Here is a 24335-nt window from a genome sequence, read left to right as displayed (position 1 = left end):
CGCAGTTTCTTATGCTATGATATATTAAAGTCTTTCACAATATTACATGGCAAACATCAGAATAGAAGTTTTTAATAAATGTGAACAAGTTAGCCGCAGAAGGGTAGTTAATGTTTACTTGATTTACATAAGCAAAGAATTACCATCAAAATTACATGAAGAAATTTGTGGGCTATTTTATAATAAAGCCATACAAGACTGCCGTTATTATTCCTACAATGAAAACCTTGAAGAAGTTCAATATAACTTCATAGAATCACAAGCAAAGTGGGGCTTGGAGATAAGCTTTTTACCTGGCATGACCGATAACGTAGGAAACACGGCAAAACAAATTGTTAGAGAATATCTAATGAGCAAACGCCACATTGATGAAAGTGTTTCTATCAAGGCAAGAAGTTCAAAATTGATTCTAAGTCAAGGAGGTTTTCCAACCGAAGATGACATAAAACAGGAATTCAATCCTATTACTGAATATTGCACACTTTTCCATAAAGAAAACGGCAATTGCCATTGGAAGTATTACAGTAAACAAAATACCCCAGTTGGTGTCATTACAGCGCGTGACCAGGAAAAAAAAGAATGGATTCCAGTGTCAAGCACTGGGATGACACCAGGTAATAATGGAGCAAAATCTGTCAAACTCAATGTAAGTGACCAAGAGCTTGAAAAAATCAGCAGAGATGGAATCGATGGTAATGGCACTTTAGGGCTCTCGCTGGCAGCAATGAAAGCTATAAAGGATTACTTTAAAAAACTCGGTAGAAATCCATATGATATTGAACTTGAGTCTCTGGCACAGACTTGGTCTGAACATTGTAAACACAATATTTTTTGCTCCCCTATTGATGAAATAAAAGATGGTCTATATGCTCATTATATTAAGCGTGCAACGCGTGAGATAAATTCTAACATATGCGTGTCAGTTTTCTCCGACAACGCAGGAGGAATAATTTTTGATGACGATTACTTGATTGTAGATAAAGTTGAAACTCACAATAGTCCTTCAGCTCTCGATCCGTTCGGTGGAGCAATGACTGGAGTGCTTGGAGTTAATCGAGATATAGTCGGTTTTGGCAAAGGTGCAGAACCTATCATGAATACTTATTACTTTTGCTTTGCCAAAGAATCAAAAGGCAAACTTTATAGAGATAAAGAGCGTACTGATAAAATCTTACCACCAAAATATATAATGAAAGAAGTGATTCACGGTGTTAATGTTGCTGGTAATTGCTCCGGTATTCCAACGCAACTTGGATCGGTATACTTTGACGATAGATTCTGTGGAAAGCCATTAGTTTTTGTTGGAAGCATCGGAATTATTCCACGGAATATAAATAATGCACCTTCACACATAAAAGAACCCAAAAACGGTGATAAAATCGTAATTATTGGTGGAAGAGTTGGAAGGGACGGAATTCACGGTGCAACTTTTTCTTCAGAGGCATTGTCGGGAAACAGCCCTTCAACAATTGTGCAAATTGGTGATCCTATAACACAAAAAAAATTATCCAACGCCGTCGTAAAAGCAAGAGATCTTGGTCTTTATAATGCAATAACGGATAATGGAGCAGGCGGTCTATCATCGTCCATTGGTGAAATGGGAAAAGACGGATTTGAAGTTGATTTGAGCAAGGTTCTCCTTAAAAACGATGGTATGGCTCCGTGGGAAATATGGATATCAGAATCACAAGAGAGAATGACCTTAGCAGTGCCAGAAGAAAATCTTCCTGCGTTTAAGCAAATCATGAAAACACATGATGTGGAGGTCTGTGTAATTGGAGAATTCAACAAAAGTGGCAAAGCCGTTGTAAAATGTCCCCCAGGAGAAGTAATAATGGACATCGAAACTGAATTTCTGCATGACGGTAATCCCAAAGTGCATTTACAGACGAAACCGTGGTCTAAGGAGTCTGCTGTATCCTTTCCTGTCATCCCAGTGCTTGACACTGGGATCCAGCAGGTAAAGCCTGCAAACATTTTACGCCAAAACCCATACGATGGTAGAGCTGAGCGTGAAATGGATTCCAGTCTCAGCTACTTGCATGACACCTTTGAACTAAAAGAAATGCTAAGCAGACCAAACATACGCAGCAAAGAGTTTATAGTGGTGCAATATGACCATGAGGTTCAAGGATCGTCAATACTGAAACCACTGCAAGGCAAGGGAAGAGTGTGCAGCGAAGCTGTTGTCTCGAGGCCAGTCCTTTCTTCAAACAAAGGTGTTGTAAAATCGCAGGGATTTGGCTCAAGTTATGGAGAAATTGACACTTATCACATGGCAGCATGTGCGATTGACACTGCCATACGCAACTACGTAGCTGCAGGAGGAAATATAAATCATCTAGCGTTGCTCGATAATTTTTGCTGGTGTGATGCTTATAATCCAGAAAGATTGTGGCAACTAAAGAGAGCTGCAGAGGCTTGTTACGACTTTGCAACTGCATTTAAAACACCATTCATATCCGGAAAAGACAGTATGTTCAATGACTTCAAGGGATATGATGAAAATGGCGAGAAAGTGATGATATCTGCACCACCTTCACTACTCATTTCAGCAATTGGAATTATAGACAATATTGAAAATGCGGTATCGCTTGATGTGAAAATGCCAGGGGACTTGATATATGTGCTTGGTACAACCTACGATGAGCTTGGTAGATCTGAATATCAGTTATATAGTGGAATAGATAATAACAACGTGCCAAAAGTTAATGCAAAGAGCGCTAGGAAGTTGTATGAACGTTACAACCAGGCAATAAAAGATGGCATAATTGTCTCTGCAATTGCACCAAACTTAGGCGGCTTAATTATTGCTTTGGCAAAATCGCTAATTGCAGGAGACCTTGGTGCTGAAATTGATCTTTCACTAGTACCAATAGGAAAAACACAAAATACAGACATAATAAACAAGATAATAATGTTTTCTGAATCGCAAAGTAGAATATTAGTAACCATTGCCCCGCAAAATCAGCGGAAGTTTGAAGAATTGTTTAAAGGTATAGTTTTTTCATGTATTGGAAAAGTGACAGAGGAGAAAGCTCTCAATATAAAGGATATTATAAGAATAGATTTGAAAGACTTAGGTACTAGTTTAAATAACTTTTGATTACGCTAGACAAATTTTTCATTATGTGTAATGTCTGATTAAAATAAATGCATATTATTAAATTTGGGTAGGTGATTATGTCCATTTTATCAATACTCTTGCTTATCAGTCTTTCTTTACTTAACACTTCAAATAAATTAATGATATGTGCTGCCTTATTTGTGGGAGCTACTTTAGTTGTAAACTCAATGGTTGAGTTTTATGGTAGAAGCAAAGCTACTTACAGCTTAATAGTGTGTACAGTGATATGCTGTCTTTTTAAATTGCAAAATTTTGGTTTTATGATACTGGTTCTATATACTCCAATTTTAATCTCTCTTCTCTCAAGCATAGTTGTTTTTGAAGAATTAAAGTCGAAATTGAATTTTCATATGGCAAATTTCATCACTTTAATTATAGCATCGGTCATTGATAGTACGATTATTTGTGTTGGACTACTATACAAAATTTCTGCAGGTAAATGCTTATCAATATATATTAAAGATTTAATTTTCAAGTTTTCCTATGCATCGATATTGAGTATCTGCTTGTTTGTAGGAATGTATTTATTCTCCTTGGCAAGCAAGAAGTATTTTAAGGTTTCTGCATAACCCGTCTTCTGATATAGCCAAAATAGTTTAGATTTAACTATAACCGTCATTCCGCTATTTGTTAGCAGCTTGGCAGTATAATGTGAAAAGCTCTTATTCGGATAGCGGTTCTAAAATCAAAGTAATTGGAAACTGTTAACTTAAGTTATCCTTTAAGAGAGCTAGTACAATTTCTTACAGGTTTCATACATGATAAGAGTTTTATTTTTAGCTAAACCAATTGAAATAAGCTATAAAATCTGTTAAAGTCAGCTTTGTGCAAGCACCCTTAGCTCAGTTGGATTAGAGCATTTGACTACGGATCAAAAGGTCGGGCGTTCAAGTCGCTCAGGGTGCACCATATTTTATAGGAAATAGAGGTCATACTTGAAATTCATATATGTAATACCTATCTTTAAAGGTAAAATACTGAGCTATTATATATGAACAAAAAAGACTACTATGACCTGCTAGAAGTGAGCAGAAATGCTAGTACTGACGAGATAAAAAAAGCATATAAAAAACTAGCATTAAAATATCATCCTGACAGAAATCCTGGTAATAAGGAAGCAGAGGAAAAATTTAAAGAAGTAACAGCTGCATATGAAGTTCTATCTGACTCTGAAAAAAGAGCAGGTTATGATCGTTATGGTCACGATGGTGCTTCCGGTGGATTTGATTTCAGCCAAGCTGGAGGGGATTTTAGTGATATATTTAACGATTTTTTTGGTGGAGGATTCGGCGGCAGTACAAGTAGGTCAAGAACAAAAAGAAGTACAACAGGAATATCTGGAGCAGATCTGCGCTACGACCTTAAAATTACCTTGGAAGATGCATTTAAAGGAATACAAGCACCTATACATTATGTGACAAATATAAAATGTAATACATGCCAAGGCACAGGTAGCGAAGGAGCAATCAAACCAGTTCAGTGCAACACATGCCAGGGAAGCGGTAGAATTAGAACTCAACAGGGCTTTTTTACCATTGAAAGAACGTGTACTACATGCTATGGGGAAGGAGAAATAATACAAAATAAATGTAAGAAATGCGGTGGAAGTGGGCGTAAAAGAGATGAAGTAAATATCTCCGTTTCAATTCCAAAAGGCATAGAAGAAGGAGCTAAGGTAAGGGTCAGTGGTAAAGGAGAAGCTGGAGCAAGAGGTGGAAAAAGCGGAGATTTATACGTATGTGTGAAAATAGCTACTCATCAGATCTTCACTCGCAATAGAGCAGATTTACACTGTAAAGTGCCTATAAGAATGACACTAGCAGTACTTGGTGGTGAAATCGATATTCAATCAATTGATGGAGCTAAAATAAAAGTAAAGGTCCCTGAAGGCACTCAAACTGGTACCAAACTACGTTGTAGGGAAAAGGGTATGCCATATATGAACTCACATGCTCGTGGTGATTTATACGTACAGGTAATAGTTGAGACTTTAAATCCAAAGAATTTAACCCAAAAGCAGATTGAGCTATTAAAAGCGCTTGAGGAAGAGGAACATGAAAGTGTAGAGCAGAAATCTGAAGGATTCTTTGGAAAAGTAAAAAAAAAATGAGAAATTTGCTAAATGATATAAAGAGGTAGCTGTCTACACTTAATTCTTTTTACCAATTTGAAAGCCTTCTCTTTTAGTGAAAAGATTTTTTTAAGTTATGCAAAAGTGATAAATTCCTTTATTTAAGGTCGAAGTTTTGCTATCCTCGCATTTTAATAATTTAAAATTAATGAACATAAACAAAAATGAGTTTTTATTTCTTCCTCTTGGAGGAGTAGGAAGAATTGGGATGAACGTTAGCCTATATCATTATCAAGGCAAGTGGATTATGATCGACCTTGGTATCGGTTTTGCAGATGAAACTATGCCAGGTGTTGAGCTACTCATTGCTGATGTAGATTTTATTGCTCAAAGAAAAAAAGATTTGCTTGGAATAATAATTACACATGCACATGAAGATCACTGTGGTGCAGTGCCTCATCTGTGGGAAGATTTGCAATGTCCCATATATACAACAAAGTTTACAGTTAATTTTCTCAAGGAGAAACTAAAGGAGTTTCGATTGGAAGGTGTGGTACCTGTGAAAGAGGTAGACATAAATGGCAGCATAAATTTGGGTCCTTTTACCGTTGAGTTTATAAATGTAACTCACTCAATTCCTGAGGCAAATTCAATATTAATTAGCACTGAAGCAGGTAGTGCACTTCATACTGGGGACTGGAAATTTGATCCAAAACCTGTTGTTGGATTAATTTCTAATATAGAGCGTTTAAAAGAAATTGGCGATAAAGGTGATCTACTTGCAGCAATTTGTGATTCAACAAACATACTGAGCAAACACGACCCTGAATCAGAAAGTGAAATTTATGATAATATTTACAATATAATAAAGCGGTCTAAAAAATTGGTTGCTGTCTCGCTATTTGCCTCGAATGTGGCGCGAATTGAAACAATAAGCCAAGCTGCAAAAGCACTAAATAGAAAAGTGGTTTTACTTGGCAGATCTTTATGGAGAATAGTGAAAGTTGCTCAGGATAGTGGTTATTTAACTGATTCTCCTGAGTTTCTAGAAGCAAAGGAGGCAGTAAATTTTCCAAGGGAAAAGCTGGTGCTACTTTGCACAGGTTGTCAAGGTGAGCCACTGGCAGCTACCGCAAGACTTGCCTCTAAGAGTCATCAAGCATTTAAAATGCAGCAAGGTGATACCATGATCTTTTCATCAAAAGTCATTCCTGGCAATGAAACTCGTGCACATAACACGCTCAATGCCTTTATTGAGATGGGAGTGGAAGTTATTACTGAAAAAACAGAGAATGTTCATGCTTCCGGGCATCCAGTAAAAGCAGAGCTAAGGGAAATGTATTCTTTGATAAAACCTAAGATGTCTATTCCGGTTCATGGTGAGTATATTCATACGGATGCACATGTAAAGTTTGCTAAAGAGTGCGGTGTGAAAAAAGCAATAATGATTGCACCAGGTGATATTGTTAATTTGGAAAATGGGGAAAAAGTTAGCTCCATTGATGTCGACTACTTTGGTATTGATGGTATGTTACTCCGTCATCCAGAATGCAGCGTTATAAAAATGCGTGAGAGAATGAGAGATGCCGGAGCTATCGTAGTGACAGCAGTTGTAAACAAGAAAAATAAACTGCTTGCTAAGCCAAAAGTATTTGCACCTGGTGTTTTCGAAGCGCAAAAAGATGCAGCCATTATGCAAAAGATCATAAAGAAGGTTGAGTCAGCATTTGACTCACAGCCGATAAAAAAAATAAGAAATAAGATTGAAAGTTCAATATTTAGTATCTTAAAGGAATATTTACTAAAAAGACCTATAATTGAAGTCCAAATAGAACAGGTATAGAAATATACCTCTTTTTATTAACCATTATTTGAGTAAGAAGTTAACAATGTATTCTTTGATGTTATTTCAGCATGCAATACTGGAATCCGTAAAAAAAAATCAGTGTCAGATCACACAACTATACAAACATTGTGATTTGAATCTACCAGAAGGGTGCCATCTCAACGCCCAGGCAAACATTGTAGTTTTAGAGCAATCTCCACCAGTAGAGTGTCATCCCAGTGCTCTGACACTGGAATCCAGTTTTTCATGCAACCTTGTCAAAGACGTTTATTTTAGAATAAAACAGCTACTTTTATGCTTGCCACCTCAGTGCACTTACTTGCAGTCAAATTTCTGGATTCCAGTGTCAAGTACTGCAGAAATTGATTTACTCTACTGTCATGCAGTTTAACTTCAAAAGTAAGCTATTTGCTGAGATGAAAGGAGGTAATGCAAGAAATCTAATGAAGCTATTCGTTCAACTGGTGTTATTTATTTCGTTATTTATTCCTTATTCCACAAAAGCTGTTTTATATGTTGATATAAAAAAAAGCAATATTGGTAATATTGATCTTGTTGTATCTAAATGTACATGCAAGACAGAAGTGGAAAATGAGCTAAGTGAAAGCATCACAAAAGTAATTGAAACAAATCTATCTAATTGTGGCTTATTTAATGTGAAACGTGACGCGAAAGTTGAGTCTTGGAAAAGCGATACTGTAGTCACAATAAGTTTAAGTGAAGTATCAAACAGAAATTTAGAGCTATCTTTTCGTTTATCTGACAGCTTTACAAACAGAGAATTGCTTACTCAGTCGGTTGTTTTTCTAGCAAAAGACTGGAGGAAAATTAGTCATCTTGTTTCAGATCTGATACATGATAGATTGATTGGTGAGAAAGGGCATTTCAATACAAAAATTACATATATCGCTGAAGAAAAAGATAGCAATTACAAATCCGTCCGTAAAATTGCTGTGATGAATCAAGATGGAAGTAATATAAAGTACTTAACAAATGGTGAGAAATTTGTGTCAACACCAAGATTTTCACCAAATGGAAAGGGTATTGTTTATATATCATACACAAATGGTAAAAGTTATATAATATTAAAAAATTTAAAAGATAACACTGAATCAATAATCAGCGCATTTGAAGGAGTTATTTCTGCACCAAGATTTTCTCCTGATGGTAAATCTCTTTTTATTTCCCACTCATTGAGTGGTGAAACAAATATATTATCTCTAGACTTAAGCAGTAAACGAACAAAAAAAATTACTAAAGGTTCAGCTATAAGTACTTCTCCCTCTTTGTCTCCAGATCAAAAGTACATGGTTTTTAGTTCTGATATAAGTGGAAGTCAGCAACTATATATCATAGATTTCACTAAAAAAAGCAAAAAACCCAAGAGAATTAGTTTTGGAAATGGAAGATATGCTACACCTGTTTGGTCGCCAAAAGGAGATCTGATAGCTTTTACAAAAATTCAGTCAGGAAAATTTTACATAGGAGTTATGAAGCCAGATGGCAAAGAAGAGAGCTTGCTTTCAGAGGGACATAAAATTGAATCTCCGGCATGGCTACCAAATGGCAGAGAAATTATCTTTACTAACGCAGAATCACCAAGCAACTCTAAATTATATTTAGTAGATTTAGTAAAGAAAAATCAAAAAATGGTTTTTACTCCAACGAATGCTTCTTTACCAGATTGGTCTTATTTTTGAAAGTAGATCTATAAAATCGGTATAAATCTTGCTTTATCTTAATCGTTTATAACCTTCGGTACTACGAAATACCCATGCTCTGATTTTGTATTGGATAATATTTCTTCTTTAATGTTTTGAGAATTTATAATATCATCGCGTACATGAATATCCTTATCTATAGTTCCATAACGCATAGGAGAAACACCTTCAGTATTAACTTTCAACAAAGTATCATGTATCCAATCCAGCATTGTCAGTTCTTTTGAGTAGTATTGAATCTCATCATCGGATAACTTAATCCTCACAAGCTGTGCAGTTTTAAGCATTTCTTCCTTAGTAATTGTTATTTTTCTCTTATTTGCAAATTCTATTAACGAAGTGATAACATCTTCTGTTGATCTAGCTGGCACTTTTACCTCCTTGCATAAAGCAAATTAAAATATTTGCAATTGAAACAACCTCTATCTTATCATTTTTTTCAAATTTGTGAAATACGGTGTCCGTAATTACTAATTTATCCAGAGAAGAGGAAGAGATTTTCTCAACTGCATTTCCTGAAAGTATTCCATGTGTAATGCACGAAACTACAGACTTTGCTCCTCGATTTTTTAAAGCAAGAGCTGCATTACATAATGTTCCGCCAGAGTCAACTATATCATCAACAATGACGCAATTTTTGTTTGCAACTTCTCCGATTACATTCATTACCTCAGATGTACCTGCTTTTTCTCTATATTTATCTACTACAACAATATCATTATCCAACTTGTGTTTTTCCTCTAAAATCTTTGCAAAAGCACGAGCTCTGCCAATTGCTCCAACATCAGGCGCAACTATTGCCAAGTTTTCCTTGTATATAGAGTTAACAAATACTTCAAAACAGCTTAGATTAGTAACTGGTATATCAAAAAAACCTTCAATTTGACTTGAATGCAAATCAATAGCAGCAACGCTATTTGCACCAGCTGTTTGAATAAGATTTGCAGTTAATTTAGCACTTAAAGCAGATTGCATATTATTGTTTTTAATAACCCTATCCTGCCTACTGTATCCGTAATAAGGAATAATAGCTGTTATTCTCTTGGCTCCAGATCTCTTTGCTGCATCAATTGTAAGCAGAAGCTCCATAAGGTTATCATTTACAGGGGAAGAAAGAGATTGTACTATATATACTTCTTGATTACGTAGATCATTTGCTACTTCTACATTTACCTCACCATCGGCAAATCTTGACACCTGATTGGGGAATAGCTGAGCATTTAGCCCACTTGCTATTGAATCTCCTAATCGTTTACTAGCGCTACCTATTATTACCTTCATATATACCAATTAAGTTTTGAAAATTATACAGAAACCATGGAATGATTAAAACTTTATTCTTGCCGTCAAGTAGCTCATAGAAAAGAAAAAGTTATTCGAAACATTTCACTAGCTTTCTTATCATGATATGTATAACAATGTTACAAAAAATAATATCATAGAATTCAATAGGATAATTCCTAGAAAACCCCTACATACTAAAAAAAGCAAAATGCTGTTAAAATGAGCTTAAGAATAAATAGCAAACATCTAACATAACAATTCTATTTGTAAATCAGGTGAGACTTATCCTATAGAAAGCTTTCGAACTACGCAAGCGTATCTTTTGCCTTTAGTATTTCTTTAAACCTGCTGCAAAAGAGTGGGAATGGTTATAAAATAGGGAGGTATAGCAAGAGAATAGAGAGGGAAGATGAGCTTAAACTACCATAATCTAAAAGAACATCCGAGAAATTTTCGAGATGTAACAGGTTTGAAAATAGAAGAATTCGAAAAGATTGTAGAAAAAGTGCGCCCAGAGTGGGAAAAAGTTCAAGAACAGAAGAAATGCCATGGAAGAACGTCAAGATTGCCTGTATTGGAAGATAAAATACTCTGTATAATTCTATAGACCTGCTGCAAAAGAGGAGATATTTAAAGAGAGATGTAGCAAGAGGGAATGAGCTTAAATTATCAAATCAACGTTATTCTACTTTACCTCACTAGCATTTTCCTTACCTTGAGCCTTACTATTACTCACAAATATAAACGTTCGTTACATAGCTCTTAATATGTCTAAAGAGACGAAATTTCCCGAATTATTTATAATGAACCCTTACAATCACATTCTGGGGACGTACATCAGAAAACTTTTATATTATTAGTTTTGTAGTAAAATTATATGAGTACATCGTATCTATTAAATCAGAAGCTTTATGGATTACAGATTGAGAGCTTATTTGTTTGGGGTTATCTGGTTTATACTTAGCTTACTTAGTAGTGTAGCTAATGATACTATATCAAAATATCTAAGTTTACATCTTCAGAGTTTTGAAATAATTTTTTTCCGCTTTCTGTTTACCACTATTACCCTTGTACCTTTTATGTTTTACTATGGAATAGAAACTTTTAAAACAAGTCAAATATCTACTCAAATAACCAGGGGTGGGTTGTTGTTTTGTGGAATGACCTTATGGACTTACGGGTTGACTGTTTTCCCCATAGTAACTGCAACGATTATAAGTTTTTCTATACCATTATTTGTTATACTTCTTGCAATCCCTTTGCTAAACGAAAATATAATTTGGCAAAGATGGATAGTAACTGTTATTGGCTTTGTTGGTATTGCTATTACTACCAAAGCTCATAGTGAAGATTTTAATCCTAAAATTCTTATTTTTATTGTATCCGCATTAATCTTTGCTATATTAGACATACTTAATAAGAAACTTGTAATAAAAGAGTCAGTAATAAGTATGTTATTTTATTCAGCTCTAACGACAACTATTTTTTCTACTCCACCTTTGTTATTTTATTGGCATATGCCTTCCTTGTTGGAGTTAGTATTACTGCTGATTTTGGGAATAAGTTCAAACCTAATTCTGTTCTTCATGTTAAAAGCTTTTGCTCTTACTGATGCTACTGCACTTGCACCGTATAGATACATAGAGCTAATAATTTCTGCAATAGTAACATACGTTATATTTAATGAATTACCTGATAAAAGTGCTTTATATGGTACTTTGATATTAATACCATCAACCTTATTTATAGCTTATTCGGAAGGTAAGGCAATTAAGAAAAATAATGTAACAACAAAAGTTTATAATTGTTAATGGTATTTATTTTAGATGCTAAGCTATATTTTTAAGGTGATAATAAAATGCACATAACTATTATAGGAGTAGGGTATGTAGGATTAGTATCTGGTACAATGTTATCTGAGCAGGGCCATAAAGTTGATTGCATTGACATAAATACTGAGAAGATTGAACTTTTGAAATCAGGGAAAATTCCCTTATATGAACCTGGATTAGCAGATTATTTAGAGAATAATATAAAGTCACAAAGGATAAGATTTTTCGATTCTTATTTTCAAATAAATCCCAATACAGAAGTAGTATTTATAACTGTAGATACTCCATCAGACTCTCTAGGAAATGCAAATTTAAAGAATGTATATAATGCAGTAAGTGAAGTTTCTGAGAGAGTTAATCAAGATTGCTTAATAGTGATAAAGTCAACTGTTCCTCCTGGTACTGCAGAAAATATACATAATTATTTATCTAATAAGGGCTATAACTTTGATTTGGGAGTTAATCCAGAGTTTCTCAAGCAAGGCTCTGCAGTATCAGATTTTTTATACCCAGATAGGATAATAATAGGAGTAAAAACTAAGCTAGCTAGAGCAAAACTAGAAGTTATATATAGATCATTTATAGATAAGAATATTCCGTTAATAGTCACTGATACAGTTACTGCTGAAATGATTAAATATGCTTCTAATGCTTTTCTAGCAACAAAGGTTGCTTTTATCAATGAGATGGCAGGTTTATGTGAGCTATTAGGAGCAGACATTGACCTTTTAGCTAACAGTATGGGAATGGACAATAGAATAGGTAAGGAATTTCTCAAAGCTGGTCCAGGATTTGGAGGATCATGTTTTCCTAAAGATTTGTCAGCTTTAATAAGACTTGCTGAAGATCACAATGTCAAGCTACAAATTTTAAGTTCAGTTAAGGAATCTAACTATAATCATATAACAAACATTGCTAAAAAGGTAGAATATCTATTAAATGGAGTCAAAAATAAAAAAATAGCGATATGGGGGCTAACTTTTAAGTCTGGTACTGATGATGTAAGAAATAGCCCAGCTATAGATATTGCAAAATCGTTAGTGAATAACAAGGCTAAAATTACTGCATATGACCCAGTAGGGATGGATAATGCTAGGCAAATTCTAAAGGATATAGAGTACGCGAACAGCGCTATAGGAGCTGCAAGAGACGCGGAAGCCTTATTATTATTAACGGAGTGGAAAGAATTTAAAAATCAAGATTTTGCAAGTTTAAAGAGTATTATGGCTGCACCTAATGTTTTTGATTTCCGTAATTTATTAGATAGCGAGCTATTACTAAGATATGGTTACCATGTTTATTCCTTGGGTAAAAAATCTATCTACAAAGTTTAACTGTTGAGAAATTTTTTTTACACCGCTTTACTTAGTTTTTTTAGATCTTTGCTTGATAGTATGGAAAAGCAAACGAGTGCAACAACAGAGCAAATGGAAAAAAATGAAAACATAATACTGTTACCACAGTGCTTAACAAGTACTCCTAAGAGCACGCATGAAAATATTGAACTTGCAATATACCCAAATAATCCTGTTAAGCTTACAATTGCACATACATTATTTTGTGGAGCAATTTCTACAGCTATAACACCTGTCAGTACTTGCGTTCCAAATATAAAGAATCCTGATAAGATTGCACCAAGGTTCATAAGAATTATGTTTTGACCAAAATTCATTACAATAAAAGTGAGTGCTATACCCAACATGTAAAGTAATGCCAGCAAGCTTCTATTTTGAAAGAAGTACATATCACTAATTCTTCCTGTGATTAAAGTTCCAAGGATTCCACCTAAATCATATACGCCTGTTATTAGTGAGGATTGTACAAGAGAAATTTGTAATTTATCCCTTAAAATTATAGGAAACCAAAAGAAGATTCCCATTTTTATAATATAAGCACAAAAAGTAGCACAACATAGAAACCATATGGAACTTGTTACCTTGATACCTATTTGAGATTTATGCACCTTATAATAGGTAGTAAAGTTGGCAATTTCTTTGTAATATGCCTTTAATATTATATAAATTCCAAAAAGTAAGCATAAGAAACCAGAGTACAAAAATGCACTTTTTGCATCATATATTTTAATTATACTTGGTAATACAATTAAAGTAATACAAGAACCAAGTTGCTGAGATGCGCTCATAACTCCCCATGATGATGCAATTGAAGAGATGCTAGAGTTTGTAACCATAAACTTGGTAATAGCTGGCCAACCTAACCCTTGTGTCCAAGCTAATAATATTAATGTTAACAGTAATAAAGTTAGATTATTATATGATAAAGTTATACCAATGGTTAATAATCCAGTTGCAATATTGCATAGCCCAAACATAAATAATGGATTATTTTTGGAGTCCATGATTATTCCATTAACAAATTTTGATACTCCATAAAAAAAAGAAAAGCAGGCAAAAAAATAGCTTAATTTTACATGGTCAGTATCTATTAACAGTGGTAGAGCAATTGGTATACTTTGTCTTGATAAATAAAGCAGCATATATCCACAGAAGAATAGTAAATATTGAAAGAAGACAAAGTTCACACCTATTCCCAAATAGCTCTATGCAGATGCTAGAATAATACTATATTGGTATAATATTGTTTGACAAGAAGTTTGCAAACAATTAGTGCAGAAAATTACTTAGTATCTTTCTTATAGCAGATACAGTAGTATTAATATCTTCATAGCTTATATCTCTATGTGTTATAGCTCTGATTTTACCTTTGATGTTAGCCATTCTAATTCCATAATTTGTCATTAGTACGTTTATTAATTCTTGAGTAGATATACAATTAGTACGTAATGAAAAATACGCTATATTAGTTTTATACAGGTCGATATCAATTATAACTTGATCTATGGAGTCTAGGCCTTCTATAAGGTGCTGCATTTTTTTATGATCTTCTTCTAAAGAATTTACATTATTACGTAGAGCATATAAACATGCAGCTGAAATAATGCCAGCTTGGTGCATACCTCCGCCAATTTGAAACTTATAGTACCAAGCTTTTTCAATAAAATCTTCACTTCCAAGCAATATTGCGCCCATTGGAGCACCTAATCCTTTACTAAAATCAATGAATACCGAATCAAAATAACTTGCATACTCCTTTGGAGATATTTTAGTATAAGCACAAGCGTTGAACAGTCTTGCTCCATCTAAATGAGTGAATACGTCATTCTCTTTGCAGAGACTTGAGATCTCTTGAATATATTCTAAAGGCCACACAGCTCCACCACCAAAATTTGTCGTTTGTTCGATAGAAACAAGCCCAACTCTCGGAATATTTCTTAAACTAGGACGAGTAATAAACTCAACAATTTGTTCTCCAGTAAATATTCCTCTTGTACCTTTGATGGGCAAAGGAGTAGCATGTGCCTGGGCTGCGATCAAGCCAGATTGTACTATGAGTGGATGTGAAGTTTCATCAAGCAGCAAGTAATCACCAGGTCTTTGAATGTGTACTTTATAAGCAATTACATTGGACATCGTTCCTGAAATCAAAAAGATTCCTGCAGGTTTACCTAATATTTTACATGCGGTTGCCACTAATTCGTTCACAGTTGGATCTTCACATGCAGCTTCGTTTCCAACTTTTGCTTTAGCCATCGCTTCCCTCATTTTAGCTGAAGGGTCAGTGTTTGAATCGCTAAAGAAATCTATTTTTACTCTCATATTAAATTTAACACAACCTCCTTTATAATTTCAGCAGCTTTCATGATATCTGTTTCCTTTGTGCCAAGATGGGTAACTGCTCTTATATGAGATTCGAGCCAAGGAAAAAGCAATAAACCACAAGCTTGGCACTTACTCAAGAAAACCTCATTAGTTACATTTAGTGCTTTTATACTAAAGCTTACTATATTAGTTTCTGGATAAGGTAGTATCAGTTTTATGTGTGGAATTTCCTTAATCTTGTCTGCAAACAGTTTGGCGAGTTTATTGTCTTCTTTAAGCCTAGAAATATTATTCTGTAGTACATACTTTGCTGCATTAGCACAATACCCTATTTGATGATAACCACTACCTAGCCAAATCTGTAGCTTTTTAGCCCTTTCAATTATCTCTCTTTTACCCATAAGCATTGAACCAAAAGGAGCGCCAAGTCCTTTAGTAAAAGAAAAGCTCATTGTGTCCACATACTTAGCATAATCTGCTAAAGCAGTATTTGTTTCGACATGAGCATTAAATATTCTTGCACCATCTAAATGAAGATTTACATTGTGAGCTTTTAAGAAGTGATATAACTCTGCTTGTTTTTCAAAAGGATAAATTTTACCATTAAACCCGTTTATACTATTTTCTATAGAAACAAGACTCACCTGAGCAAAAATTTTATACCTTGGCTTAGAATTAATAGCATATTCTACTTCATCAACATCTAAGATTCCGCTATTATTTCTAATGCAATTAAATACGATATTATTTACTTTTGCATTGCCTGCGCTATCGAAAAAATTAACGTGATAATTATAGTGAGTTATTAGTTCATCACCAGGACTTGTTTGACTGGCAATGGCTAATCTATTTGCAAGCATACCGCTAGTTACAAATAATGCTTCTTCTACTTTGAATAATTGTTTGCAATATTCTGATAAGTCATTACAGCTTTTGTCTTCACCGTAAGCAAAATCTCCAACAGTTGCATTACTTATTGCATGTATAACGTTGGAGCTCTGCAGAGTTGTAGTGTCACTTCTCAGATCAATAATTTTTTCCATCTTCTTTTTTGCCATTCAAACAACCAATTTGAGCATTCCAAAGTTCTTTGTAAAGACCTTGCTTAGAAACTAGTTCAGCGTGTTTACCATCTTGGACAATTTTTCCTTTATTAAATACTAGAATTCGGTCCATGTGTAAAAGTGTAGAAATACGGTGTGCTATAGTAATCGTAGTTTTATTTTGCATCAGTTTAAATAAACTCATTTGAATTGTTTTTTCTGTTATAGAATCTAACTGACTAGTTGGTTCATCGAGAAATAGTATTGGAGCGTTTTTTAAAAATGCCCTGGCTATTATTATTCTTTGTCTTTCTCCTCCAGATAGCTTGATGCCTTTTTCTCCGACTGTAGTTCCATATTGATCTGGTAGAGTCATAATGAAATCGTGAATACCAGCCAGCTTTGCAGCTCTCATTATTTCTTCGATAGTAGATTGAAGTCTACCATATATGATGTTTGCTAAAATAGTATCATGAAATAACAATGGGTCTTGAGGTATTACAGATATTTGTTGCCTCAAAGAACTCTGTGTAACTTCTGATACTACTTGATTATCAATCTCTATATTACCTTTTTTAACATCAAATAACCTTAGGATTAAGTTTATAAAAGTAGATTTACCACCTCCAGAATAACCAACTAGACCTACCTTTTCACAAGGATTAATGGTAACTGAAAAATCTTGAAATAATGACTCCTGACCTTCATAAGAAAAAGAAACATTCTTAAACGTTATTCTTCCACTTAATAAATTTAATTCTTTAGCATTTTTCTTATCTTGAATTTCTGGTACGGTAGTCAAGATTGGCAATGCATCTGAAACTTTGCCGAAATGAGTAGAAAATTGGGTAAGATTCCTAGTTAGATGGTTAAGAAACTCTATAATCGATATATTAATTCCAAGTACAAGAGCAATATCTCCTATTGCAACCTTGTTCAATTGATAATCATGAATTAAAAAATACAAGTTTACTGCTTGAAGTATATCGAATGAATATCCATATATAAACCAAAGACAAAAGTATGCCCATTGTAATTTTCTCTCTGCAATAGTTCTTTTCTTGCATATTTGAAAAAATTTGTGTCTCTCATGTGCTTGCTGAGTAAATAACCTTACTGATATAACATTTAAAATACTGTCTGCTATACTAGCTATTACTTGTGAATTTTGTTTAGAATAATTATTAGCTAATTCAGTAAGTACACGAAAGCTGAAAATCGAAATTAAAATAAAAATGCTTACCCAAGTAAATGTAGCGATTGCAAACTTTATGTTTACTAGTGATAAAGTATAAATAGCTAAGATTAATGCTATACTATAACTGAAAAAACAATCTACAAGCAACCTTATTAACTCTATCACACTATCCATTAAGTTACTGACCTTATGTACTAAACTTCCAGATAAATTGTTCTGATAGTAGGAATGGTCTTGTTGAAATAGTCTACAAAAAGAGATATCAGCTATTTTTTGACGCATTAAGGTAAACATTCGAATGTCAACAAAATAGCCATAGAATCTAAAAGCAGTAGTGATAAGTAATGCCATACCAAGATAAGCGCTTACAGGTAATAAAAGATTCTCAATTACATTACCTTCCTGATATTTTACAGCTGTATCTAGAATATTTTTTACTAAATACTTTCTAAAAGACAAATCAATAGCTACCACCAGGGCAACTAAAGACATTATAAGTACATTAAGTTTGAATTTAGATACTATATTCAAGATGAACATCAATACACATTTGAAGCTATCAACTCTACTTCTGTTCATTTATAATGCTAGCTCCACTACGTTGACTTTTTTATTGAGAAATACAAGTAGTGAAAACCATAAATTTTTGTATATTTTTCCTGAAATGTCCCCAGCATCATGTAGTGCTGACGCTTGATTCAGAATAAGTAGCTTATATAAATCTCGCTCAGCTCCAGCAGTGTTGACCTCAGAAATATTTGTAGTTGTGTCTGTAATAAAGGCTAACCAACTCTTGATAAGTTCTTCCATATTTTTTGCTTTTATACTTTTCTGGTAGCCAAATAATGACAAGTATTCTCTTAATATAGATTCCGTCAATTTGCCACAATTTAGTATACCAAAAACTGAAGGCTGAGGTTTTGGCACACAGGGAAGATTTTGATCTTTTATAACCCACCTTGTCACATAAGCAAATCTATCTTTAGCATCTGTATTTTTATCACTACCATGCCACAACCGCGAATCAAAAACTATTGCATCCCCTGCTAAAATAGGCAGTGACTCAATTTTATAATTTTTTCGGTTATTCGAGTACTGATCAAAAAAATATGGGTACCAAAAATCAACTAAAGGCTGTATTTCCCATTTATGACTATTTTCTATAATTTGCAGTGCACCTGAAGTTTCACTTACATTATTCAAAGCTAACCAAACGGAAAAGTGGTAAGGATCATTAAAACTATAAGAGATATCTTGATGGAAGGGAACTGCATCTATTAAATCAGCAGTTTTACATATAACATTTGATTTTTTCTGCAGTATCTGACACTGAAGTGACTTTTCAAGGTAATTTTTAATAGTTTTATCTAATGCTTGAGAAACAATTCTAGTTACTTGAGATGACGTGCCCCATCTTCCGGTACAGTTTAAGTAGTCAGAAGTTGAAACACTTAGTTCTTGGGATAGCTTTGATATCTTATTTGTTATATTACTTAAAGACTGAGTTATTAGCTCTAAAGGAACAAGATTTTTGATAATAAAAAAACCATTTTTTTGTAGTATTTCCATATGATTAACACCTGACATCAATAACTGATAAGTAATCTGTTAAAGGTACAACAGCAAAAATTTTGAACCCTTTTACTTGTGTTAGTATTTTTTCCCAATTGCTTAATGTTCTTAGCTTACCTCCTGTTTCAACCATTACATTAATATCTACAGAACCTCCTACTGAAGAATGGTTATCTAAAATAGTTTCTATCAATAAAATGCGAGATATTCCTTTGACCAATTTTAAATAAGATAGTACTTTATCATCATCATAATGCTGTAGAAAACGGCAAAAGACACCTAATTCATAATTTGTAGTTGATAGTTCTTCCTGAGTTATAAGTTTGACTTTTAAATTTTCTACTAACTGTCTTGGTACTTTATGTTCGTTATATAGGCCTATAGAACCTTTATTGTGTATATCAGAATAAGCAAGAAATAAAGAGTGTACACCAAATAGCAATATATTCTTAGCACCATCTATATTAATCCTAGAATTAAACTCTTTAGTATCAAATCTAGAATATCCTAGCAATGCTTGGTAAAACGCTATTTTCTTATCTTCTGATGCTTCTCTTTCCTTAAAAGATTCAAATGAAGAGATTGACTTCTGTTTTAGTATATCGGCAATCTTTAACCAATTCTTTTCAGCGGCAACTCTTGCCCACATTGTTGCTGCTTTTGGCAAAAATGGTATTTCCTTAAAACACTTACCTTTTGATGATAGTTTCCATAAGTCCTCGTCCTTATCGTAATCAATAAACCCTATTTCCCACAACGCCCTTAACAGCCTTTCTAGATTTGGTACGATAATGTTTAACTTTTTAGATAAAAACGGCACAGTTGCAGGTAAAATATTTAACAAATCAAGTTCAATAGCAACGCTTGTTAGGTAAGTTTTCCAAAAGGCTGAAAGTTCTGCAGAAATCCTATGCACTTGAGATTCTTTACCTAAATCAAAAATACTAAACTTTACATTTCCGGTAATATCGATTTGTCCTAACACACCTTCAAAAGTTTCAACTTTTGCCATGCCATTATAGAATGCTTCTACCATTTTAAATCTCTGCTGGTAAACAGGATCACCATTAATATCTATATGAAACCAACCATGTTGATCTTCTGCAATAGAATACCCTTTATGAAAAACATTAAGTTTTTTATACCATTTATTATGTACTAACTTTCCATGATGATTAATATGTGTAGCTTTGCCATCCTTATAGACTACAGCGATACCATCCTTAAAATCTCCAACATAATCATATTCCTCCTGATAAATCCTGTTGCCATTTAAATTAATATGAAAACATTTATCATGTCTTCTAACTACACAAGCATCTTCCTGATAATTTCCAATCAATTGATACGACTGTTTGTATACTCTACATCCAGATGAATCAATATGGTAACACCCTGTATCATCTTCTACGGCCGCTCTATTAAAGTAGAATCCAAAAGTTTTTAGAAATCTATGATGATAAACTGCTTCTCCTCTCACATTGATATGATAAGCGCCTATCTGATCATAAACCGGTGCAAGACCGGGCTCATGAAATTTACCAACCTTTATAAACCTATTTTCATACAAAGGATTTCCTAGTAATTCATGAAAGCCCTCACATGGTGAAATTTTAATAGATTTAAAATTATCTTTGATTAATTGATCAAAGGTTTTCTCATGTTGCATGTTTTGCATAATTTATAATTTAAATAATTCTTTTGTAAGCTTAGGTACTCACTACTCTGCCATATTTCCTCGAGTTTAACCTCATTAACATTACCAAAATTTCCTAATGTCTTACGGAGTTCATCTGGAGCACAGCAAGGACTAAACTTTCCTTCATTGTTTATCCATGCTTCTTTACCTAAAAATGGGCATTGACCACCTGGAGCCAAATCCTTAATACCTTCTTGAGAAAGGATTGTGAAATTTTCTAATTTTATCTTTTTACCATTTGGCAATAGCATATTATCTCTAAGTTCGTATAACCTTCTCACCTCCGTGTTCCATCTACTAATTGCTAATTCATCTCTTCTCATAGATAGATCCTTAATTTCCTCAAAATGTGCCCAAAGATGATGTCCTTTGACTCTATCTATGCCATTCTTTATGGCCATCTTAACTATGTCATAGAGTTCATGTAAATTACTTTCCAAAAATGTTAATTGTAAAGTAACGGTACACCTTTCACCTGTATCGCTAAAGTATTTATCTCTAACTTCAAGGAAAGTTTTTAAATTTTCTGTCACTACTTCCCATTTTGAACCTTTCATGATTCTTTCATGAGTTTCTTTAGTTGCCCCATTCCAGGAAATCTTAACATCAGATAAAATTGGTACCAATAGTTCAGCCCATTTTCTAGCTCCTTTAATAGGAAAAGAACCATTGGTTGTGAGGTTAAGCTTAAGGCTGAACTCATGGCACAAATTGATTATTTCATCAAAGCTTTTATACATTAAAGGCTCACCCATAGTAGAAGGAATGATTTCCCTTAAAGGTGTGCCAGCTGCTTCCTTAATTACTTTTCTGATAGTTTCTATCGACAGTATCTTAGGTTTTATTCCTTTAGCTTTCTTTTCTTCTTTAACTTTGCTGTATGGTGAAAAACATTCGCACATTATACAAGCAAAATTACAGTAATCTGGATTAGTATCAAAAGTAATTCTCCAAGGACCAGGTTTCAAAGCTACTGATTTGCCTTTCTTTTCAATAGCATTACGGTAAATCTTGTTAAGTTTCTCAGTATGCTCACTTATAGAAGGTATATTTCCATTTTCAGTATAAGGATAGCCTTTTTGGGTAAGTTTATTGTATAACTCCTGATTTGTAGATAGGACTTGCATTTTTTCTGACAAACTACTTGCATCTCTGTGCTTAAATAATAGTCCATCTCTTACATATTCTGCCATGCCACCATAATCGGCTGTTATAACTGGTATTCTAAGTTGCTGTGCTTCATGTATTACTAACGGTGAATTTTCACCCCAAATTGAAGGAACGACTATTGCGTCAACTTTATTAAATACGTCAGTAACTATATTCTTATTATCATAACTTCCCATCCACTCTATTCTTTCTTTAACAACAGGTGAAAACTGATCGGCAATCGCTTTTAAAGCTTTAGTTTCTTCTCTTGCTGCTCCCCAAATTCTAAGTTTTGCTTTAGATGATAAGTGAGAAAAAGCTTTCAATAATAGATCAACACCTTTTTCGGGAGTATGAGTACCAATATAACCGAAAATAAACTCTTTTTCTTGTGCTCTATTTCTATTCTTAAGACGATTGAGATCAAAACCATAATCAAGATAAGAAATTTTGTTTATCGGAACATTAAAATCCTGAGTAAATTTGTCCATCAAGAATTTCGATGGGGAAATAAAGTAATCTATATAGTCTATTATTTTCCTTGTGTGCTTCATTCTAGTTGCAACCCATTGTTCCCAATAATTTATGTCTAAATTGAGGAATTTTTCATCTCCTGTAAAATATCCTTTGTAACATTGGGTTGCACATTTTTGATCCTTTTGTCCATCACAAAGCCGTAACAAATCTTCAGAATTGCGTTGAATAAACCTTCCTCTTGGACACATTAACCAAAAGTCATGTAGCGTAAAAATTGTAGGTATATTTTCTTTAAAAGCAATTTCTGGTAAAGTAATTGATAGATGATTAAGATGACCAAAATGTATAAGATCTGGCTGAAAGTTATCTATTACTCTTTTAAATTGTATATCTACTTCTTCATTGATAAATTTGTAACGATATTTAGCTATGGGTATATTAATTAAATGCAGTAAGATTCGAGAATCACTACGATCTAGTACTGTAGTGTAATAAAAATCAGGTAAAAAGCTATTTTCATACCTAGTAAATACTTGTACCTCATTGTTATTTGCTAGTTCATGAGCAAGAGTTTGGCTATAAACCTCTGAACCAGCACTATAATAAGGAGGGTAACCATGAATAACTTTTAATATTTTCATATATTACCATATCTATATTGTTAGGATATTCTTGTGTATTGTTTTGTAGACTTTTTATAAATTTACTTAATCCTACTTCTAATGAATGTTTTGGAGACCAACCAAGTAGCTCTTTAGCTCTAGTAAAATCACCATGGAACTTAGTTACATCAAAATTTCTTGGAGGATAAAAATAAATTCTAGAATCACTTTTCGTGACTTTTAATATTGTTTTTGCTAAGTTTTCTAAAGTACATGGGCTATTAGTAGTAAGATGAATAGCAGGAAGAGAAGATTTTTCGCTTTGTAAATATTTAACAGTTAAGCATATACCCTCTATAACATCATCCAAATAGGTAAAATCAAAAACACATTCTTTACCTTCTATTTTAATTGGATCACCTCTTAATGCATTAATAAAGAGTGCAGGAATTACTCTACTGTTATGATCTAGTAAACCACCGTATACATTTGAAAAGCGTAATATTGCTACATTAAAATCTTTTGAACTTGTTATTTGTTCCTCAATAAATGCTTTACCTTTTGCATAATTATTTATTGGATCGATACTAGCAGATTCTGTAACTGGCAGTTCCTTCTGCTCTCCATAGACTTCCCTACTACTTGCATATATAAACCATGGTTTATTTGAAAGTGACTTACATAACCCTAAAAACTGCATTGTACCATCAACATTAATTTTTCTACACAGTTCAGGATAAAGTTCACCATGTATAACTCGAGAAATTGCAGCCAGATGAATAATTCCTGTACACTTAGCAAGTAGTGGTACTATATCTTCTGAAAAAAAACTGAGTGGATTGTTGTGAAACCTAATATCACAGCTTATTACTTCATGGCCCTGGTTTTCTAACTTTTTCACCAAGGTTGACCCTATCAAACCTGCAGCACCTGTTATTAATATCCCCATGTATACCCTCTCACTACAACTAGGAAAATTTGTCGTACCAATTATCTTACAAGTAAGAATCAAAAGGTATTATAAAACCAGTATA

At 33.7% G+C, this 24335-nt stretch carries 17 protein-coding genes and 1 tRNA gene; 8 read left to right on the top strand and 10 right to left on the bottom strand.

The window, feature by feature from the left end; translation table 11 throughout:
- Nucleotides 1–46: 46 nt before the first annotated feature.
- The 5 genes from ACQ4M0_RS00495 (at nucleotide 47) to ACQ4M0_RS00475 (ending at nucleotide 8744) form a co-directional block, all read left to right on the top strand.
- Entirely contained in the window at nucleotides 47–3106 is a 3060-nt protein-coding gene (locus ACQ4M0_RS00495) for a phosphoribosylformylglycinamidine synthase subunit PurL (protein ID WP_007302652.1), read from the top strand.
- An 852-nt stretch (nucleotides 3107–3958) separates the two neighbouring features.
- Nucleotides 3959–4036: transfer RNA gene (locus tag ACQ4M0_RS00490), tRNA-Arg, on the top strand.
- Between the two features lie 82 nt (nucleotides 4037–4118).
- Nucleotides 4119–5237 carry a molecular chaperone DnaJ gene (gene dnaJ, locus ACQ4M0_RS00485; protein WP_438456441.1) on the top strand — a complete coding sequence of 373 codons (1119 nt, stop codon included), beginning with the start codon at nucleotides 4119–4121 and terminating at the stop codon, nucleotides 5235–5237.
- A gap of 169 nt (nucleotides 5238–5406) precedes the next feature.
- Nucleotides 5407–7041: a ribonuclease J gene (locus tag ACQ4M0_RS00480; RefSeq protein ID WP_438456440.1), complete on the top strand. Its 1635-nt coding sequence runs from the start codon at nucleotides 5407–5409 to the stop codon at nucleotides 7039–7041.
- A gap of 446 nt (nucleotides 7042–7487) precedes the next feature.
- The gene (locus tag ACQ4M0_RS00475) at nucleotides 7488–8744 is read left to right on the top strand and encodes a protein TolB (RefSeq protein WP_438456673.1); all 1257 of its coding nucleotides are present in this window, start codon (nucleotides 7488–7490) and stop codon (nucleotides 8742–8744) included.
- A 38-nt stretch (nucleotides 8745–8782) separates the two neighbouring features.
- Here ACQ4M0_RS00475 and gatC read toward each other — a convergent pair whose 3' ends face one another.
- Both gatC and ACQ4M0_RS00465 read right to left on the bottom strand, forming a co-directional pair.
- Nucleotides 8783–9136, bottom strand: coding sequence for an Asp-tRNA(Asn)/Glu-tRNA(Gln) amidotransferase subunit GatC (gene gatC / locus ACQ4M0_RS00470; RefSeq protein ID WP_007302647.1), 354 nt, complete (start codon nucleotides 9134–9136; stop codon nucleotides 8783–8785).
- On the bottom strand, nucleotides 9126–10046 hold the full coding sequence (locus ACQ4M0_RS00465) for a ribose-phosphate diphosphokinase (protein ID WP_149168843.1): 921 nt from the start codon (nucleotides 10044–10046) through the stop codon (nucleotides 9126–9128). Before ACQ4M0_RS00465 ends, gatC begins: the two co-directional genes overlap by 11 nt.
- A gap of 412 nt (nucleotides 10047–10458) precedes the next feature.
- On the opposite strand from ACQ4M0_RS00465, the gene ACQ4M0_RS00460 reads away from it, so the two are divergent.
- From ACQ4M0_RS00460 to ACQ4M0_RS00450, 3 genes are all read left to right on the top strand, one after another.
- A complete protein-coding gene (locus ACQ4M0_RS00460) occupies nucleotides 10459–10656 on the top strand; it encodes a hypothetical protein (protein ID WP_063630617.1) in 198 nt (65 codons plus the stop codon).
- A 304-nt stretch (nucleotides 10657–10960) separates the two neighbouring features.
- A complete protein-coding gene (locus ACQ4M0_RS00455; protein ID WP_214303431.1) occupies nucleotides 10961–11860 on the top strand; it encodes a DMT family transporter in 900 nt (299 codons plus the stop codon).
- Between the two features lie 47 nt (nucleotides 11861–11907).
- A complete protein-coding gene (locus tag ACQ4M0_RS00450; RefSeq protein ID WP_438456439.1) occupies nucleotides 11908–13215 on the top strand; it encodes a UDP-glucose dehydrogenase family protein in 1308 nt (435 codons plus the stop codon).
- Between the two features lie 17 nt (nucleotides 13216–13232).
- Here the strand turns inward: ACQ4M0_RS00450 and ACQ4M0_RS00445 are convergent, their stop codons facing one another.
- From ACQ4M0_RS00445 to ACQ4M0_RS00410, 8 genes are all read right to left on the bottom strand, one after another.
- Nucleotides 13233–14378, bottom strand: coding sequence for an MFS transporter (locus tag ACQ4M0_RS00445; protein ID WP_438456438.1), 1146 nt, complete (start codon nucleotides 14376–14378; stop codon nucleotides 13233–13235).
- 127 nt (nucleotides 14379–14505) lie between these two features.
- A complete protein-coding gene (locus tag ACQ4M0_RS00440) occupies nucleotides 14506–15558 on the bottom strand; it encodes a threonine aldolase family protein (protein ID WP_438456437.1) in 1053 nt (350 codons plus the stop codon).
- Complete coding sequence (locus ACQ4M0_RS00435; protein WP_438456672.1) at nucleotides 15555–16604, bottom strand: threonine aldolase family protein; 1050 nt, start codon at nucleotides 16602–16604, stop codon at nucleotides 15555–15557. Before ACQ4M0_RS00435 ends, ACQ4M0_RS00440 begins: the two co-directional genes overlap by 4 nt.
- A complete protein-coding gene (locus tag ACQ4M0_RS00430) occupies nucleotides 16588–18381 on the bottom strand; it encodes an ABC transporter ATP-binding protein (RefSeq protein ID WP_438456436.1) in 1794 nt (597 codons plus the stop codon). The genes ACQ4M0_RS00435 and ACQ4M0_RS00430 overlap by 17 nt, the downstream gene beginning before the upstream one ends.
- Nucleotides 18382–19371 carry a phytanoyl-CoA dioxygenase family protein gene (locus ACQ4M0_RS00425; protein ID WP_438456435.1) on the bottom strand — a complete coding sequence of 330 codons (990 nt, stop codon included), beginning with the start codon at nucleotides 19369–19371 and terminating at the stop codon, nucleotides 18382–18384.
- A 4-nt stretch (nucleotides 19372–19375) separates the two neighbouring features.
- On the bottom strand, nucleotides 19376–21052 hold the full coding sequence (locus ACQ4M0_RS00420; RefSeq protein ID WP_438456434.1) for a WG repeat-containing protein: 1677 nt from the start codon (nucleotides 21050–21052) through the stop codon (nucleotides 19376–19378).
- Nucleotides 21013–23340, bottom strand: a complete 2328-nt coding sequence (locus ACQ4M0_RS00415; protein ID WP_438456433.1) for a glycosyltransferase — start codon at nucleotides 23338–23340, stop codon at nucleotides 21013–21015. The genes ACQ4M0_RS00420 and ACQ4M0_RS00415 overlap by 40 nt, the downstream gene beginning before the upstream one ends.
- Nucleotides 23297–24250 carry an NAD-dependent epimerase/dehydratase family protein gene (locus ACQ4M0_RS00410; protein ID WP_438456432.1) on the bottom strand — a complete coding sequence of 318 codons (954 nt, stop codon included), beginning with the start codon at nucleotides 24248–24250 and terminating at the stop codon, nucleotides 23297–23299. Before ACQ4M0_RS00410 ends, ACQ4M0_RS00415 begins: the two co-directional genes overlap by 44 nt.
- Nucleotides 24251–24335: the final 85 nt, after the last annotated feature.

It is taken from the genome of Wolbachia endosymbiont of Kerria lacca, assembly GCF_051602725.1.
Lineage (GTDB): Bacteria > Pseudomonadota > Alphaproteobacteria > Rickettsiales > Anaplasmataceae > Wolbachia.
Note: the sequence above shows the minus strand (reverse complement) of the source record. Positions and strands in the feature narration are given on the sequence as shown.

Excerpts from the sequence above, each read along its gene's own strand:
- ACQ4M0_RS00455 (WP_214303431.1), top strand. The coding sequence starts at position 10,961 with ATGGATTACAGATTGAGAGCTTATTTGTTTGGGGTTATCTGGTTTATA.
- ACQ4M0_RS00445 (WP_438456438.1), bottom strand. The coding sequence starts at position 14,378 with ATGCTGCTTTATTTATCAAGACAAAGTATACCAATTGCTCTACCACTG.
- dnaJ (WP_438456441.1), top strand. The coding sequence starts at position 4,119 with ATGAACAAAAAAGACTACTATGACCTGCTAGAAGTGAGCAGAAATGCT.
- ACQ4M0_RS00430 (WP_438456436.1), bottom strand. The coding sequence starts at position 18,381 with ATGAACAGAAGTAGAGTTGATAGCTTCAAATGTGTATTGATGTTCATC.
- ACQ4M0_RS00415 (WP_438456433.1), bottom strand. The coding sequence starts at position 23,340 with ATGAAAATATTAAAAGTTATTCATGGTTACCCTCCTTATTATAGTGCT.
- ACQ4M0_RS00420 (WP_438456434.1), bottom strand. The coding sequence starts at position 21,052 with ATGCAAAACATGCAACATGAGAAAACCTTTGATCAATTAATCAAAGAT.
- ACQ4M0_RS00450 (WP_438456439.1), top strand. The coding sequence starts at position 11,908 with ATGCACATAACTATTATAGGAGTAGGGTATGTAGGATTAGTATCTGGT.
- ACQ4M0_RS00475 (WP_438456673.1), top strand. The coding sequence starts at position 7,488 with ATGAAGCTATTCGTTCAACTGGTGTTATTTATTTCGTTATTTATTCCT.
- ACQ4M0_RS00460 (WP_063630617.1), top strand. The coding sequence starts at position 10,459 with ATGAGCTTAAACTACCATAATCTAAAAGAACATCCGAGAAATTTTCGA.
- ACQ4M0_RS00425 (WP_438456435.1), bottom strand. The coding sequence starts at position 19,371 with ATGGAAATACTACAAAAAAATGGTTTTTTTATTATCAAAAATCTTGTT.
- ACQ4M0_RS00410 (WP_438456432.1), bottom strand. The coding sequence starts at position 24,250 with ATGGGGATATTAATAACAGGTGCTGCAGGTTTGATAGGGTCAACCTTG.
- ACQ4M0_RS00495 (WP_007302652.1), top strand. The coding sequence starts at position 47 with ATGGCAAACATCAGAATAGAAGTTTTTAATAAATGTGAACAAGTTAGC.
- ACQ4M0_RS00435 (WP_438456672.1), bottom strand. The coding sequence starts at position 16,604 with ATGGAAAAAATTATTGATCTGAGAAGTGACACTACAACTCTGCAGAGC.
- ACQ4M0_RS00480 (WP_438456440.1), top strand. The coding sequence starts at position 5,407 with ATGAACATAAACAAAAATGAGTTTTTATTTCTTCCTCTTGGAGGAGTA.
- ACQ4M0_RS00440 (WP_438456437.1), bottom strand. The coding sequence starts at position 15,558 with ATGAGAGTAAAAATAGATTTCTTTAGCGATTCAAACACTGACCCTTCA.
- ACQ4M0_RS00465 (WP_149168843.1), bottom strand. The coding sequence starts at position 10,046 with ATGAAGGTAATAATAGGTAGCGCTAGTAAACGATTAGGAGATTCAATA.